This window comes from Arthrobacter sp. 05L417 (assembly GCF_056397865.1).
This window is the reverse complement of the sequence record NZ_JBFTOG010000002.1, coordinates 92,982-108,624: the sequence shown is the minus strand read 5'-3', so window position 1 is coordinate 108,624 and position 15,643 is coordinate 92,982. Positions and strand designations below refer to the sequence as shown.

14 protein-coding genes are annotated in these 15,643 nt (G+C 64.1%); 4 read left to right on the top strand and 10 right to left on the bottom strand.

Annotated features, from left to right (window positions below; translation table 11 throughout):
• Positions 1-117 precede the first annotated feature (117 nt).
• The 7 genes from AC1DJW_RS02425 to AC1DJW_RS02395 all read right to left on the bottom strand — a co-directional run bounded on the left by AC1DJW_RS02425 (position 118) and on the right by AC1DJW_RS02395 (position 7,777).
• Positions 118-456 carry a DUF3039 domain-containing protein gene (locus AC1DJW_RS02425; RefSeq protein WP_390279019.1) on the bottom strand — a complete coding sequence of 113 codons (339 nt, stop codon included), beginning with the start codon at positions 454-456 and terminating at the stop codon, positions 118-120.
• A 36-nt stretch (positions 457-492) separates the two neighbouring features.
• Positions 493-1,275 (bottom strand): glucosamine-6-phosphate deaminase, encoded by a 783-nt coding sequence (gene nagB, locus AC1DJW_RS02420; RefSeq protein WP_390279021.1) that lies wholly within the window; start codon positions 1,273-1,275, stop codon positions 493-495.
• 92 nt (positions 1,276-1,367) lie between these two features.
• Positions 1,368-2,939: a transporter gene (locus tag AC1DJW_RS02415; protein WP_390279023.1), complete on the bottom strand. Its 1,572-nt coding sequence runs from the start codon at positions 2,937-2,939 to the stop codon at positions 1,368-1,370.
• Positions 2,921-3,712 carry an ABC transporter ATP-binding protein gene (locus AC1DJW_RS02410; protein ID WP_284751210.1) on the bottom strand — a complete coding sequence of 264 codons (792 nt, stop codon included), beginning with the start codon at positions 3,710-3,712 and terminating at the stop codon, positions 2,921-2,923. The genes AC1DJW_RS02415 and AC1DJW_RS02410 overlap by 19 nt, the downstream gene beginning before the upstream one ends.
• A 145-nt stretch (positions 3,713-3,857) precedes the next feature.
• A complete protein-coding gene (locus AC1DJW_RS02405) occupies positions 3,858-4,961 on the bottom strand; it encodes an NADH:flavin oxidoreductase/NADH oxidase (RefSeq protein ID WP_284751211.1) in 1,104 nt (367 codons plus the stop codon).
• Positions 4,961-5,926: a co-chaperone YbbN gene (locus tag AC1DJW_RS02400; RefSeq protein ID WP_476900612.1), complete on the bottom strand. Its 966-nt coding sequence runs from the start codon at positions 5,924-5,926 to the stop codon at positions 4,961-4,963. Before AC1DJW_RS02400 ends, AC1DJW_RS02405 begins: the two co-directional genes overlap by 1 nt.
• A gap of 36 nt (positions 5,927-5,962) precedes the next feature.
• Positions 5,963-7,777: a DUF8094 domain-containing protein gene (locus tag AC1DJW_RS02395; protein ID WP_390279028.1), complete on the bottom strand. Its 1,815-nt coding sequence runs from the start codon at positions 7,775-7,777 to the stop codon at positions 5,963-5,965.
• Between the two features lie 299 nt (positions 7,778-8,076).
• Here AC1DJW_RS02395 and AC1DJW_RS02390 point away from each other — a divergent pair, with 299 nt between their 5' ends.
• Positions 8,077-9,267 (top strand): AI-2E family transporter, encoded by a 1,191-nt coding sequence (locus tag AC1DJW_RS02390; protein ID WP_284751328.1) that lies wholly within the window; start codon positions 8,077-8,079, stop codon positions 9,265-9,267.
• Positions 9,268-9,291: 24 nt separating this feature from the next.
• On the opposite strand, the gene AC1DJW_RS02385 is transcribed toward AC1DJW_RS02390, so the two are convergent.
• Positions 9,292-10,086: an alpha/beta hydrolase gene (locus tag AC1DJW_RS02385; RefSeq protein ID WP_284751214.1), complete on the bottom strand. Its 795-nt coding sequence runs from the start codon at positions 10,084-10,086 to the stop codon at positions 9,292-9,294.
• Between the two features lie 18 nt (positions 10,087-10,104).
• Positions 10,105-10,437, bottom strand: coding sequence for an ATP/GTP-binding protein (locus AC1DJW_RS02380; RefSeq protein WP_284751215.1), 333 nt, complete (start codon positions 10,435-10,437; stop codon positions 10,105-10,107).
• A 69-nt stretch (positions 10,438-10,506) separates the two neighbouring features.
• Here AC1DJW_RS02380 and nucS point away from each other — a divergent pair, with 69 nt between their 5' ends.
• The 3 genes from nucS to AC1DJW_RS02365 all read left to right on the top strand — a co-directional run bounded on the left by nucS (position 10,507) and on the right by AC1DJW_RS02365 (position 13,038).
• Positions 10,507-11,202 carry an endonuclease NucS gene (gene nucS, locus AC1DJW_RS02375; protein WP_284751216.1) on the top strand — a complete coding sequence of 232 codons (696 nt, stop codon included), beginning with the start codon at positions 10,507-10,509 and terminating at the stop codon, positions 11,200-11,202.
• A gap of 64 nt (positions 11,203-11,266) precedes the next feature.
• Positions 11,267-12,514 carry an N-acetylglucosamine-6-phosphate deacetylase gene (gene nagA / locus AC1DJW_RS02370; RefSeq protein WP_284751217.1) on the top strand — a complete coding sequence of 416 codons (1,248 nt, stop codon included), beginning with the start codon at positions 11,267-11,269 and terminating at the stop codon, positions 12,512-12,514.
• A gap of 320 nt (positions 12,515-12,834) precedes the next feature.
• Positions 12,835-13,038 carry a cold-shock protein gene (locus AC1DJW_RS02365; protein WP_028264741.1) on the top strand — a complete coding sequence of 68 codons (204 nt, stop codon included), beginning with the start codon at positions 12,835-12,837 and terminating at the stop codon, positions 13,036-13,038.
• A 72-nt stretch (positions 13,039-13,110) separates the two neighbouring features.
• On the opposite strand, the gene AC1DJW_RS02360 is transcribed toward AC1DJW_RS02365, so the two are convergent.
• Positions 13,111-15,603, bottom strand: a complete 2,493-nt coding sequence (locus AC1DJW_RS02360) for a bifunctional lysylphosphatidylglycerol flippase/synthetase MprF (protein ID WP_459341300.1) — start codon at positions 15,601-15,603, stop codon at positions 13,111-13,113.
• Positions 15,604-15,643 lie beyond the last annotated feature (40 nt).

Here is a 15,643-nt window from a genome sequence, read left to right as displayed (position 1 = left end):
ACCACAAAAAACACCAATCTGTTCCGGATGCGCCGAATCACGCAGGGCAGCAAACAGGCAGGGGAAAGCGCTCCCCCGCCTACTACCAGGAAATACCCGACTACTGGGGCTTACCTACTACTTGGAGTCGCCCGAGCCGCCCTTGTCTCCGCCGTCGTTACCGGGGCGAAGTCCTTCATAGATTTCTTTGCATTCAGGGCAGATCGGGAACTTTTGCGGGTCGCGTCCAGGGGTCCACACTTTACCGCACAGCGCAATCACGGGTTCGCCTGTCATAGCGGACTCCATGATCTTTTCCTTGCGGACATAGTGCGAGAAACGCTCCCGGTCACCGGGTTCCACTTCCTGGCGCACTTCCTCGCGCTCAATGGTTGCAGTGGAAGTTCCGGCTCCGGAAAGCTCGCGCATGGGATCGTTTTCGAATGGGTCCGGAGGCAGCGTCGTCATGCCATCCATCTTAGCCGCTGCAGCTTCCCTATCCGATGCACCGCGTCAGATGCTCTGCCATTTCGGCTTGTTGTCATAGGTGTGGCGATAGTAGTCCGCGAGCTTGAGCGAGGAAGCCGCAGCCTCATCGATCATGATGGTGGCGTGCTGGTGCATCTGCAGCACCGATGCCGCGCAGATGGCCGCCACCGGTCCCTCCACAAAGTCCCTGACGGTCTGGGCCTTCTGCGCCCCCGTGGCAATCAGGACAACATGCCGGGCATCCATGATGGTTCCAAGGCCTTGAGTCACCACATGGTGCGGGACATCGTCAATGCTCTTGAAGAAGCGGGCGTTGTCCTTCCGGGTCTGCTCGATCAGCGTCTTGATCCGTGTCCGCGAAGCGAGCGAGGAGCCGGGCTCGTTGAATCCAATGTGGCCGTCCGTGCCTACGCCAAGGATCTGCAGGTCAACGCCGCCAAGTGCCCGCATGGAGTCCTCGTAGGCTTCGCAGGCCGCGGGAAGGTCGGTGGCGGTGCCGTCCGGGCTGTGGACATTGGCGGGGTCGATATTGACCCGGTCCGTGAATTCACGCCGTATGACCTCCCGGTACGACTCCGGATGCCCGGGTTCGAGCCCGACGTATTCGTCAAGTGCGAAGGCGTGCGCCTGGCTGAAGTCGAGTCCCCGTTCCTGGTGGCGGCGCGCCAGTTCGTCGTAGACAGGGAGCGGAGAAGACCCTGTGGCCAGGCCCAGGACGGCATTCGGCTTTCGGAGGAGAAGCGCCTCGATGGCATCCGCGGCAAGCGCCCCGATCTGCTTGCTTCCCGGAAGGATGACAACTTCCATCGTCCACGACCTTTCTAGCTGTGTTTCCGGATCGACTGGTTCAAACTCGAGGTTATCCCATGTCCCATAACTTGTCATTGTTGGTCATGGAGTCACCGGTTGACGCTCAATTGCGCGAAGAGCTCCGGCCCGCGTCGGTCAAGCCAGCGTCCTCCGACCCGGACACCCGCCACGAACAAGGCCGTCCCAAGAACCGTACCAATTGCCAGATTGATCCATCCCCACAGCGGATCGCGCGTGGCTGATTGGACTATGACCAGTGCAAGTTCAGGAAGGACCAAAAGGAACAGCACCGCCATTCCCCCGAACTGGACAGCCAGCGTCTGGGCAACGTTCCCCGGTGGCTTCTTGAACGGGCTGTCCCCGGGCAACGGCACGGTGGACGTGTACCGCGCCGAGACGATGGAGGCTAATCCCAGGCCAGTGAACAGCACGCCCAGGGAAAGACCCAGGATGCCCGGCAACCAGCCCCATTCTCCCGTCAGGAAGAAGGGCCCGACGGCGAAGATCAACACCACCGGGAGGGCGAATGCCAGGCAGGCCAAGGCCCTGCCGAGCCGGTCATGGATACCGCGGACCCCGGTGGCCAGATGCAAGGCGAACGCGGTGCTGTCGTAGGAGACATCCGCGGCAATGGACCATGCGAGGACAAAGGCAGCCATTGGCCCCAGAATCACCAGCATGGAGTAGCTTCCGGACTGAGCGGACTGGAACAGGAAAATGACGGGCAATAACGGGACCACGATCAGCGAGGCTGCGTAGCGCGGGTCGCGGATCCAGTAGCTGAGGGCCCGCGCTGCTACTGCCCCGGTAGGAGTTGCCGGCAGCAGTCCGAACAAGCCAAGTTTCCCGCCGCGTTTCCCTGAACCGCCCGAGAATGGCGGAGTGACCAGCGCGCGCTTGAGCAGGAGATTCCAAGCGGCACATAACGCGAGGAGAGTGGCCAGCGCGATCAACGCCTTCAGGCCGGCAGCAGCAACGTCTCCGGACGCCAGATCGCCGCCAAGCGACCAGGAAGCTCCGAGTGGAGTCCAGGAGACCGTCCGGGCAAGTTCGGGGAGATACCCGGTGGAACCGGACACTCCCCTGAAGACGCCGGCCACGATCGGTCCCATCAGCACGAGTGGCACAAAGACAACGATGCTGCTTACGTCTTTGAAACGGCGGGAGGCTGCGAGGCTGGCCGTCGCCGTCGTGATGACTTTCGACAAGACCACGCAGCTCAGCACGCCAAGCGCGGCGCCTAACAGGGCGCCGAGCACGGCCGGCACGCTGCGCCACCATGTTGCCGCCGTGAATAGCGCCACGATCATCGTGGACAGTCCGGGCACGCCGATGAATCCGGCGAGGGCGAGCCCGGTCAGCAGCTGGCGCATGGGGATCGCCGACGTCGTGAAGCGGGAAGGGTCAAGCGTCATGTCAGCTGCCGAAGCCATGAGGGGCACGATTGCCCAGGCCAGGATCGCGGCGGCGCCACCGAGGACGACGGCGGTATGGGCCGTCTCGGGGTCGGCCCACCGCAAGGCGACGAGTGTCCCCACCAGGGTCGCGACGACTCCCAATGCATAAAGCCCGCCGATCGCGATTCCCACGAGCTGGCCCGGGCTGCGTCGGAAGCCGTTCAGCAGGAGCCGCCACTTCAGGCTCAGAAGGTGCGCAACCATTCCAGGCCCCCCGTCTGGTTTCCGCCGCCCACCAGCTGCACAAAACGGTCCTCGAGCGTGGCGCCATCGCGGACCTCTTCGACGGTTCCGGCGGCGAGGACCCTGCCTGCAGCCACAACGGCCACGTGGTCGCACATGCGCTGCACAAGGTCCATGACATGGCTTGAGACGATGACCGTTCCTCCCGAGGCCACGTAGTTGTCAAGAATTCCCCTGATGTTGGCTGCCGAGACGGGATCCACGGACTCAAAGGGCTCGTCCAACACCAGCAGCCTGGGCGCATGAATGAGCGCCGAGGCGAGGGCAATCTTCTTTGTCATGCCGGCGGAGTAGTCCACCACGAGGGTGCCGGCGTCGCCGCTCAGGTCCAGCGCGGCCATCAGTTCTCCCACCCGTTGGGCAACGACGTCCCTGTCCATGCCGCGGAGCAAGCCGGCGTAGGTGACCAACTGTTCACCCGTCAAGCGGTCGAAGAGGCGGACGCCGTCGGGCAGTATCCCCATGAGCTTCTTGGCTTCGAGCGGTTTCGCCCAAACGTCCACGCCATGGATGTAGGCCGTCCCGAAATCCGGCCGCAGGAGCCCCGTGGCCATGGACAACGTGGTCGTTTTGCCCGCCCCGTTGGGACCCACGACCCCATAGAAGGAGCCGGCCGGCACATCCAGGCTGATCCCATCGACGGCGATCTTGCCGCCGAAGCGTTTTGCCAATCCGCGCAAGGCCAATGCAGGCACCGGGGAATTAAGAGACGGACCGGGAAGCTGGACATTCATGCAGCCAGCCTAGCCCCGGGGGCGCTTCCAGGGGTCGTCCCCGAGGGGTAACTACGGGACACCTTTCCGGGGCGGCCTCATCCCAAAGGACTAGATCGCCAAATGATTGGCTCCCGAGAGGGTCCGCTCCCGAAAAGAGCAGCTCCTAGAAGCTGTGCCGCGGAACCGCGCGCTGATACTGCGGCGCCCATTCCAAGGGGAATCCGAGTTCAAAAGCCGCGCGAAGCCACCAGTGCGGATCGCGGAGGGCTGCCCTTGCCATGAATACGCCGTCGGCCTGGCCTGTGGCCACCGTGTGTTCGGCCTGTCCCGAGGACGTCAGGAAGCCGACGGCCCCGGTGGGAACCCCCGCTTCGCGCCTGATCTGTTCCGAGAATCCCGTCTGGTATCCGGGACCGGCCTTGATCCGTTGGTGGGCCACGGCGCCACCGCTGGAGACGTCCACCAAGTCCACGCCGTGCTCGGACGCCGCCCGCGCGAGGCGCACGGAGGCGTCAATGTCCACGCCGCCCTCAGCCCAATCAGTGGCGGAAATCCGCAGCAACAACGGCATCGAATCGGGGATGACCGCACGCACGGCGTCGATGACCTCAAGCATCAAGCGGTTTCGTGCCGCCTCGCTGCCGCCCCAGGCATCGTCGCGCTTGTTGATCAAGGGGCTTTGGAATTGGTGCAGGAGGTAGCCGTGCGCGCCGTGGATCTCCACCGTGTCGAATCCGGCGTCCACAGCCCGTCTGGCTGCCGCCGCGAAATCGGCAATCACGGCTTGGATGTCCGCCTCGCCCATCGCCAGAGGACTTGCAAGACCGGCAAAGGCCTCAACCCCCGGGCCCCGGGTGACCCATCCGCCGTCGGACTCCGCTACGGATCCGCTCTCTTCGGCGAAGGGCCAATAGGTGGAAGCCTTGCGGCCGGCATGCGCCAGTTGGACGCCGATTTTGCCGTCCACGGCACTGTTGCGGTGGACGAAATCCACAATCCGCTCCCAAGCGGCCGCCTGCTCATCCGTGTACAGCCCGGCGTCGCGCGGGCTGATCCGTCCCTCCGGGCTGACGGCCGACGCCTCGGTGAGGATGAGGGCAGCGCCGCCCGTGGCAAACGCTCCAAGATGCACCAGATGCCAATCGTTCGGCACGCCGCCTCCGCCGTCGGGCGAGCAACTGTACTGGCACATCGGCGAGACCCAGCCACGATGCGGCAACGTCAAGGAGCGCAATTGAAGCGGGCTGAACAACGCCGGCTGTGTCATTAGAACAGGACCCGCGCCAGACCTTGCCGGGCCTTCGCCACACGTTGGTCCGAAATGCCGACGACGTCGAACAGTTCCAGCAGGCGCACGCGCGCCGTCTCGCGCTCGGGACCGAAGTTGCGGCCGATGAAGGCGATGATGCGGTTGAACGCGTCCTCGATGTGTCCGCCCGAGATGTCAAGGTCGGCCACCGTGAGCTGTACTTCGATGTTGTCCGGCTCCTCTGCCGCCCGCTGACGGATGGCTTCGGCTTCCGTCGCCGTCAGGAGCTCGAGCCTGCCCATCAGTTCCACCTGGGCGAGCCCGGCCTTCGCCTCGGCATCGGCGGGTTTCTCTGCCAGCGCCTGGCGGTAGGCAGTGGCGGCAGCTGCGTAGTCCCCGGCTTCAATCGCGTCGAAGGCTGCCTGGTGCAACGGCGGGAGAGGACGGGCCTCCGCACTGGCAGCACCCGCACCGATACTGCCCGTTACGCCGTTGGCTTCAGCCACCTTGAGGAGCTCATCGATGAGGCTGCGGATTTCCTCGTCCGAAGCAGGCCCCTCGAAGAGCGGAACGGGCTGGCCCTTCAAGACCGCGACGGCGGTAGGGACGGCTTGGACCTGGAATGCCTGCGCAAGCTGTGGGAACGCGTCAACGTCCGCCGCGGCCAGCACTACTTTGCCGGCGTAGCTTTCGACGACACCTTCGAGGCTATGCAGGAGGGTCGAAGCCTCCAAGGATCGATTCGACCACAAGAGGAAAAGGACGGGAATCTGCGCGGACAGCTGGACGAGGTCCTGGAAATTGGCCTCGGTGGCATCTACGCGAAGGGGCTGGCTGCTTCCCGGGCTCCCACCCGACGCAGCCGGGGCACCGCTCGATGCCGCCGGCGCGGGACGCCGCAATGCGGAGAGGTCGACGGCGCCGCGCAGGTTGAGCTGGCTGGCGGCGGCTGGAGAGACGGGACGGGATCCTGGCGAACTCATACCGTCCACTCTAGCCGCTGCGCCAACAGCATTTGCCTACTTGAAGCTGGCTCCGACCAGACCGCGGACCGCGGCAACGAGCTTCATGGGAGCAGTCGAGCCTGCCGGTGGAATGTAGATGGCTACCGACTCCGAGAAGGTCTGCACGAGGCCGACTTTCGTGGAATCCCCGCCCGCAAGCACTGCCGCGGCTTTGTCCACGGTCAGCGTGTCGCCGTCGGCTTTGGGCTTGCTGGTGAAATCGAAGTCAAGCTTTCCCACCACCACGGCACCACCGTCCGAGGTCCGGAACACGGCCGTATCCGCCGGAGAGGGTGTGTGCGTGAAGGTGAAATTGCCGTTGGTGCCGGACTTCACAGTGCTCGCCTGGTAGTCCAGGACATCTGCGATGTAAGGCGAGTTGGTGCCTTCCACGAGCTTGTCCTTGAACGCCGAATCCGCCTTGGTCAAACGATCGCCCAGGGCTGCCATCGCTTCGGTCCCGCTGTATTGCAGCCCGGACTTGTCTCCGGCAGCCAATTGCGCGGTTCCGCCCAAGGGGATCGCCGGGAAGGACGTTCCCGGCTGAAGCGGGGAGGTGCTCTTCAGCTTGTAGTTCTCCCGCGGCGAGGCCTGCACGAGGGTCAGGACCTGGGGAACCACGTTGCCATCGCCCTGGGTCAAGGCGATCACGGTCCGCGGCCAGGTGCGCTGGGTGGAGATGACGCTACCGAGCAATTTGCTGGACCGGACGGGCATCCGCGCCTCGTGCGTGGCAACCTGGGACCGGATCTTGTAGTTCTGCGTGCGAACTTGAAGCTCCGTGCCGTCAACCCGGGGAGCGAGTTTGGAGGCATCGCGTGCGGCATCCCCGGCGGCCACGGCGCCCGCGACCTGGTCCAGGATGCGCTTGAGCTGAGCGTCCACCAAGACGGGGACGGCCTGCGCACCGGCGGTCACTCCCGGGCTCGCCGTCGCGGATCCGGAGGGAATCGCGGACCCCGAAGGAGAAGGAGTCTCGGCCGCCTGCGCGCCTGCCGCGGTGCCACCCACGAGGGCCGTCACAATGGCGGTAGCTACAAGAGAAATACGAAGTGCGGGACCCCCGCCCGTGCCCTTCTTGGTGTCCTCGGCAGCGGTGTCCTCGCCAATGATGTCCTTGTTGCTTTGCGCGCCAGCGTCCTCACCGACGGTCTCTTTGTCGGCTTCCGTGCTCCCGCCGCCCAGCGGACCGTTGGCGCGAGGGCCTTTGCCCCGGCCCCTGGTGAACTTGTTGACGAACGGCAACGCCGCACCCGCGGCAATGAGGATCGCGCCAATGACGATAAGCGGGACGGCCCACGGCATGGTGGCATCGTTGGCGAACGTGACGGAGACCGACGACGGCGCCGGCTTGGTTCCGTCGCTGGCCAGGAGGAGCGACCAGTTGCCGCTCGCGGGCGGGGTGAAGGTGTAGTCCAGCTGTCCGCTGGCGTTCTCCGTTTCCACCCACAGATCCGATCCCGCAGGCGACGGAGCGGTTGCTTCGCCGTCGGTGCCGGCAAGCTGCAGGGACTTGCCGTCCTCGGAGACACCGGTGATGCTGTTGTGCGCGGTCTTGCCTACCCACGCATCGACGTCATCGGGCCGTCCGACAGCCAACACGAATTTGCCGTCGCCCTTGATGCTGATTTGTTTGGGACCGCCCTTGTGGGCCAACACGTCTTGGGTGATCACGGTCAGCGGAGCGGCTTTGGAGTCGCCGGGGGCGGACGCGGTCACCGTCTCGGCCGGGGCCCAAAAGGTCAGCTGGCCAATGCCGGCCAACAGTGTCAGCAGGCCAAGCAGCACCAGCGAAACTGCAGTCTTCAATCGCACAGGAATACCAATCATCAGCGGTCGTTGAACTTCAAGGGTAACGGTTTTGTTACCTAAGAGTCAGTTCGGGGTCCTCGCAAAGGGCTTCCCGGAGCACGGCTCAACCCCTAGAATTCGCCAATTCCGGCCTGCTGATAGTGTGGCGAACAACATGACATCGGGCACTCATCGAGCCTGACCGCGGAACGAAAAGGCAGCTGAAGCACGTGAAAGAGCGCAAGGATCCCACTACCGCTGATCAAGGCCCCGGAGCCACCCCGGGTGGCTTGGCCAACGGGTCTGCCCCGGACGGCAGGGATCACGGCGAGGGCCTGATGGCGTCCTTCGTGCGCCGCCTCCGCCAGCCCATTCCGGGCGCCCAACCGCGAGTCCGTTTCGAAATGCCTCCCGAGCTTGAGCACGATGCAATAACCGAGCCCGCCCCGGATGAATCCGACGGTCCGCGCTTCGGCTCCCCCGGCCCGAGGATGTCCGCACAACATCCGCTGTATGTCGGCTTCATGGGCACGGCCGGCGTCGGCGTGGCCCTCATGCTGTATTACATCGGCACCAGTACCGTCCAACTGTTGTTGTGGATCGTTACGGCCCTGTTCATTGCCTTGGGACTGGACCCCGTGGTCCGTTGGCTCGAAAACCGCAAGGTTCCCCGCCCGGCCGGCGTCGTTATCGCCGTCGGGGTCCTCGTTGCCGGAGTGGCGGCGTTTTTCGCCACCCTTATCCCCACCATCGTGGAACAGGTCTCGCAGATCGTCCGGCAGGCTCCGGACTGGATCCGGGGCTTCGTGGATTCGGACTTCTTCCGCTCCCTTGACAGCCAATTCGGCGTTCGCGACAAGATCAGCCAGGAACTCGACAAGTTCGTCAAGAACCCCGATGCCATGGGCGGCATCTTCGGCGGCGTGGTCGGTTTCGGATCCACGGTGGCCAACGGGGTCTTCGGGACGCTTATCGTCCTGGTCCTCAGCCTCTACTTCCTCGGCGCCCTGCCCGCCATGAAGAGATGGGGATACCGGCTCGCACCACGGTCGCGCAGGCCCCGCGTGGAGGCGCTGTCCGAGGAAATTACGCGCTCCGTGGGCAACTATGTGATCGGCCAGGTTTGCGTGGCCTTGCTCAACGCGTTGTTCGCCTTCATCGTCATGAGCATCCTGGGCGTTCCGTTCAGCGTCCTGCTGGCCTTCGTGGTTGCCCTGCTTGCGTTCATCCCCTTGGTGGGAGGCATGATTGCCGCTGTGGTGGTCATTCTGGTAGCCCTGACCGCCGGCTGGCAGACCGCCGTGGTCTACGCCATCTGCTACTTCGCCTACCTGCAGTTCGAGGCCTACTTCATCTCCCCGCGCATCATGCAGAAGGCCGTTGCCGTTCCCGGTGCCGTTGCCGTGATCTCAGTGATCGCGGGCGGCAGCCTGCTGGGCGTGCTCGGCGCCTTGATCGCCATCCCGACGGCGGCAGCCATCATGCTGCTGATCAAGGAAGTCTTCATCGTCCGCCAAGACCGCCACTAGGCCGTGACGACTAGGCCGGGGCGACTAGGCCGTGGCCACTGGACCTGTCCAGCGGCGCGGCAGGCCATCCGGTCCTGAGCCGGCTTCCGTCACGTCGTCGACGATTTCGTCCAAAACCCGGGCCGCGTATTTCTCGCCGACCCACAAGTGCTTGGCGCCGTCGATGCCCAAGACCCGGGCCTGGGGCACCAAGCTGAATCGTTCGGCGGCCTCGGCGGGCTGAAGATAGTCGTCGTGTTCCGGAACCAGGACCGTCAGCGGTTTTCCCGAGGCAGCCCATTCCTTCAAATGCACATCCGTGGCCCGGTGCAGCGGCGGAGACAGCAGGACGGCACCCTCCACTTGGGAAGCCACGGGCTCAACGGCCCCGTACATCAAGGCCAGCTCGGTGCCGAAGGACCAGCCCACCAACCAGCGGTTCGGAAGCCCGCGTTCCACCGCGAAGCGAACGGCAGCCTCGACGTCGTACCGCTCACCGATTCCCTCGTCGAAATGCCCCTGGCTGGTACCCCGCGGCGAATGCGTCCCGCGCGTATTGAAGCGCAGTACCGCGACGCCGGCGAGTGCCGGCAGCCGATAGGAAGCCTTCCGGTAGACGTGCGAATCCATGAATCCGCCATGCGTCGGCAAGGGGTGCAGCATGATGAGCGTCGCCGAGATCTCGCCGGATTCCGGCAGCGCCAACTCTCCCACGAGCCGCTTGCCGTCTTCGGTGAGGAACTCCACGTTCTCGCGGTGCGCCGGCAAAACCGTGGATGCCCTGATGTCCGTGGCAGACTCCGGCTGGCTGAAAACGAGGGAAGCGGGATCGAAACTCATGCTTCCAAGCTTAAGTGCTCAGCGGTACCTGTAGGTCCGGCCTGTCCAGCAGTTGTTGTGCCAGTGGCGGCGTTCCGCCAACCCGGCGGCATCGCCGAAGAGGTGGGTCTCGGACCACACCACCAAGTGGGCGATGCCGGGCATGATGGCCATCGAACAACCTGGGCAGATATAGGTCTTCTCGGCATTCCGCGCGGTCATGGTCCGGACCATCCAGTCGCCGTCGGGGGCGCTTTCCCTGCGTGCAATGCCCGAACGGGCACGTTCCAGATCCAGTTCCGGCGACTCGCCTGTCCGTTTCCAGCTTGCCTTGGCTGATTCGGTGCGTCGGGGGCGGTTGGAGCGAGGCATGACTCCATTCTGCCCCAGTCGCTAGTTGCGCGCGGCAGGGTAAGCGGCAGAGGAAGTAAAGTGGAGCGGGTGCGACTCGTCATAGCCCGTTGTTCCGTAGATTACGTTGGCCGCCTCAAGGCCCACCTCCCGCTTGCCACCCGGCTCTTGCTCGTCAAATCCGATGGTTCCGTGCTGGTCCATTCCGACGGCGGCTCCTACAAGCCGCTGAACTGGATGAGCCCGCCCGCTACCCTGCGGGTGACCACGCCGGAGGAGACCGAGGTCGAGGAAGGCGTGGTGGAGCAGTGGACCGTGCAGTCGGCCAAGACCGACGACCGGCTCATCATCAACATCTACGAGCAACTCCATGACACGTCCCACGACCTCGGAACGGACCCCGGGCTCATCAAGGACGGCGTCGAGGCTGATCTGCAGCGACTGCTCGCCGAGCAGATCGAAACCCTTGGTGCCGGCTATTCGCTCATCCGGCGCGAGTACTTCACTGCCATCGGTCCCGTGGACATCCTCGCCCGGGACGGCGACGGCGGGACAGTCGCCGTCGAACTCAAGCGGCGCGGTGACATCGACGGCGTCGAGCAGCTCACGCGCTACCTCGAACTACTCAACCGCGATCCACTGCTGGCCCCGGTGCGGGGCATTTTCGCCGCCCAGCAGATCAAGCCGCAGGCGAAGGTCCTTGCCAATGACCGCGGAATCGACTGCATCACCCTGGACTATGACGCGATGCGCGGCGTGGACGACAGCGAGTCACGCTTGTTCTAGCTGTCCGGACCTTCATCCCTGGTAAACCAGGTCAAGCGTGGGCCCCGGCAACTAGAATCAAAACATGACTGTCCCAGACCGGCCTGTATCTTCCTCTGCGCCCGTGCGCCACCTGATTACCGGAACCATCGTCAGCGACGGTGCGGTGATCGAAGATGGCCTGGTGGCGGTGGAGGACGACCGCATAGCCTTCGCCGGGCCGGCGGCCGAATTCCACGAAGCAGCCTTCGAGGGGTTCGAGGAAACTCCGCGGACCGATTTCCCCACGGACCGGTACATCGTTCCCGGATTCGTGGATGTGCACTGCCATGGCGGCAATGGAGGCGACTTCCCCGGGGCCGATGAGTCCTCGGCACGAAAGGCCATCGATTTCCTGCACCGCTCCGGAACCACCACCCTCCTCGCCAGCATGGTCACGGCACCCCGGGAAGACCTGCTCCGCGGCATCGAGCTTTTCGTACGCTTGGCCGATGAAGGGCTCGTAGCCGGAATCCACCTTGAGGGGCCATTCCTCTCCCACGCACGATGCGGCGCGCAGAACCCCGCCTATCTACTGGAGCCGGACCTGGATCTCATGACCGAGCTGGTTGAAGCCGCCGCCGGCAAGCTCGCCACCATGACCTACGCCCCCGAGCTTCCCGGCGCAGCGGCACTCGTGGACCTGATGACGTTCCACGGAGTGACGCCGTCCCTTGGCCACACGGATTGCGACGACGCGACGGCCGCCGCCTCCCTGACCGCAGCGCGGGAGGGCTTGGAATCCGCTGGTTTCGACGGCGTCAGCTCGTTGCCGACTGTCACGCACTTGTTCAATGGCATGCCCCCCATGCACCACCGCTCCCCCGGCCCCGTGGCCGCCTCCCTTCGCACCGCCCAGGAAGGCAAGGCCGTGGTGGAACTGATCGCGGACGGCACCCACCTTGACCCAAGCACTGTCGCAACCGTTTTTCAGCTGGTAGGCGCCCCAAACATTGTCCTCGTGACCGATTCAATGGCGGCAGCGGGACTCTCTGACGGAAACTACATGCTCGGCCCCTCCCCGGTGACCGTGACGGACGGCGTCGCTACCTTGGATGCCACGGGATCCATCGCCGGTGGCACTGCAACCATGCTCGACGTCGTCAGGCGCACGGTTGCGGCCGGCGTCGGGCTCGCCGACGCGGTTGCCTCGGCGACGGCGGTTCCCGCCGCAGTGCTGGGGCTGTCCGACGAACTTGGCGGCCTTCGGCGGGGCCTGCGGGCCGATCTCGTCGTCGTGGACAAGGAGCTGCAGCTCGCGGGCGTATTGCGCAATGGTGATTGGCTGGCATAGGTGGATTGGCTGGCCTAGGCCGAATTTGCGGCCCCCAATGCCGGATCCAGTGGCAAGCGCGCTTTCTTCCGTTACCTTCTTTTTACTTAAATTTTGTCGGAATTCCCCAGCAGACCGTTGACCTCCAGTATTCGCCATGAAAGTGTTGTAGCAGTCTTTGTGTAGGTGTGATTCATGCTCGCAAGACGTGTTGCGAGCGTGAAGCTCCTGCGAAGCCAACCAAGCCTGGCTTGGGCGGAAAACCAGGTCTTCTCGCGGAGTAACCAAGGCCGGCACGCGGTGTGCCGGACTTAAAAGTTCCACAATGAGGAGAAACAAAAATGGCACTGGGCACCGTCAAGTGGTTCAACGCTGAAAAGGGCTTCGGCTTCATCACCCCGGACGACGCCGAAGGCGACGTCTTTGTCCACTATTCCGAGATCCAGACCGGCGGATTCCGCACCCTCGACGAGAACCAGCGTGTTCAGTTCGAGATCGGTCAGGGCGCAAAGGGCCCGCAGGCCACCGGCGTAACCGCCGTCTAGTCTGACTGTTTGAATTCTGCCTGAAGGATTCACCGAAGGGGTTCCGCACACCTGCGGGACCCCTTTTTCTTTTCAAGCAACGAGGGTGCGGAGGAGCCTGGCAGTTTGCCGGACGGACAGCCCCGGCAAATATGCGCGGCTTAGCGCGGCGCCGATCGCGGGAATCTCTAGGCTGTCTTGGTAATACATATACAAAGTCCTGTACTCCGGCTGGAACCTCGATTTGAAGCGGGCGAGGGAGCGGAATCCGTAAACAGGCTCCAAGGTCCTGCCAACGAGGTCCAGAATGCCCGCCATGCCGGCTTCCCCACGGGAGAATTCCTCGGTGTCCCCAGCCAAAGGCGAGCCCGACAGGGAAATGACTTCCACTCCCTGCCGCAACTCGTGGACTGCCGAGGCAATCATGAATTCCATGAGGCCAGGGAAGGCGTCGCTGCGCCGGCGCATGAAATCCAATGTCCAGCTGATCACCTGGCCGTCGCGGAACACCGGTAGCCAACTGGTGACCCCATAGACAAAGCCCTTGCCGTCGACGGCTATGCAGCAAAGCACTTCATCGTCCATCAGCTCGTCGAGGGAACCCAAGGTAAAGCCCATTTCAGGCACTTTTTTCCTGGCGGCCCACTCTTCCGACACCTCGCCGAGTTGGGAGCGTATGTGTTGCGAAAACTCCGAATAACGTCCCCACCGGGCTTCAACGCCGGCCTTCAGTGCACGGTTCTTGGCCGTGCGCACGTTTTGCCACGCTTTGCCCGTGAACTCGAGATCACCGATGGAGAGCCGGGTTTCCTGGGCGACCGCGATTCGGCGAAATCCGGTGGATTGCAGCATCGGCCACAACTCTTCAGTACAGGAATAAAGGCATGGCACCAATGCGTGGTGCGCGCAGTAGTCGAGGAAACCCTCGGTCGCGGCAGCGGCTTGTTCGGGATCACCGAACGGACCGGCGAGGGTCAGCGCGACGTTGCCGTGCTGCTGGTAGGCAACTCCGGCGTCCATTCCGGGGGTGAACCAGAACTTGTTCGGCTCCCATAGCGCCATCCAGGAAAGGGACTCTCCGCCGCGCTTGACCAAATCCCTGGCCGCCAAGCGAGCCGGATCATCACCGCCAGGACCGTGCTGCCGTTTGAGGAGCAGCGTCCACACCGCTGCCAGGGCCACGAGCCAGAAGATGATCCCTGACCACGCGAACAATATTGACTCCGCGGCACTCCGCTCCGCGAACACGCGACCAAATGCGGTGGGTATGGGCAAGGGAAGATACTGCCGGGCGAGTTCCGCAATAAGACCCAGGATGCCGCCGTCGTGCGCCAAACCGCCGGAGCCGAGCCAGGCCCCGGTGTAGCCACTCGCCAATACGAGCCACGTTGTGCCAACCAGCCACGCCATCTTCCGGCGGAGCGGCGCCCTCGAGCCCACCACGAAATTTCCCCTGAACAGGAAAAGCAGAACCGCGAGGATAAAGGGAACCAGGGCGAGGGTCAGGATGTGGAACACCGCGGAGCCCAAAACGACGGTGCGGCCCCGGCCTGGAAAATGCGGAATGCTGGCAAACAACACCAGGTAGGCGAAGGAGAGCGCCACTACGCCAAGTTGCACGCCGATGGCGATTTTCAGCGCCAGGCGCCTTCCTTGGCGCATACCCACCGCACAAATCAAGAGGAGCAATGCCGGTACCACCGCGAGGGCCACGCCGGCGGGCCCGGGGTAGCCTTGGCGTCCAAGTTCGAGGCAGCTGATGTCCACGGTTCCACCGCAGTTCGCCTGCAACTGATTGAGCGTCGGAACAGGGTTCAACACCATTTCGCGCAGCAACGCCAGCGGCCCCGCGGGGCTCCTCACGGCGCCCGCCACCAAGGGCCCGACGCCGAAAATCGCCACCATGAGCGACAACAGGTTTCGCGTCTCACGCCTGGTCGCACGGTGGCTCGGTTGGATGCCATGATCAAGCTGGAGCCAAAGACCGGCCCCCAGGCCGAGCAGGGCACCAGTCAGGGCCATGACAGCCGAGGGATCGCCAACGTACAGGACCAGGAGAAGCGCCAGGGACACGACCGTCGCCCTCAATCGCCGGCGCCACAAAGTCGGGAGGAGGCCACTGGCCGCCATCGAGACGAAGAGGGTCGCCGGAAGGGGTCCGGAGGTCCTGGCATCCATCATCCGACCCAGCCAACCATCGTCGGCGTAGGCCGCCAACTGGACCACCAGCAAAAAAGCAGTGACCGTGGCAAACTGCCCGCCGAAGAAGCCCGCCGCAGTGCGGAACCACCCCAGCTTGCGCTCCGCAGAGCCCAGCAACACGACGAACAACAACGAGCTCAAGACGTAGTCGACGGGGTTGGCGGCGAAAAACATCGAGGTCCACATGGACCACCAGTCCCCCGCCTTCAATCCCCCACCGCTCACGCTCGAGAGGTGCCGCAACGCATCCGGGCCGTACCCGATATCGGGGTCGAAGATCGCCGGAGTGAGCAGGTACAGGGCGAGCACAATCACGGTGAAGGGGATCGCGCCAATATGGGCGGCAATGTTGCCAAGCATGGCCCGGGCAAGGACTGCCGCCATCTTCCGGGCGGGCTTGCCATCTTCGGGTTCAGGCGCCTGG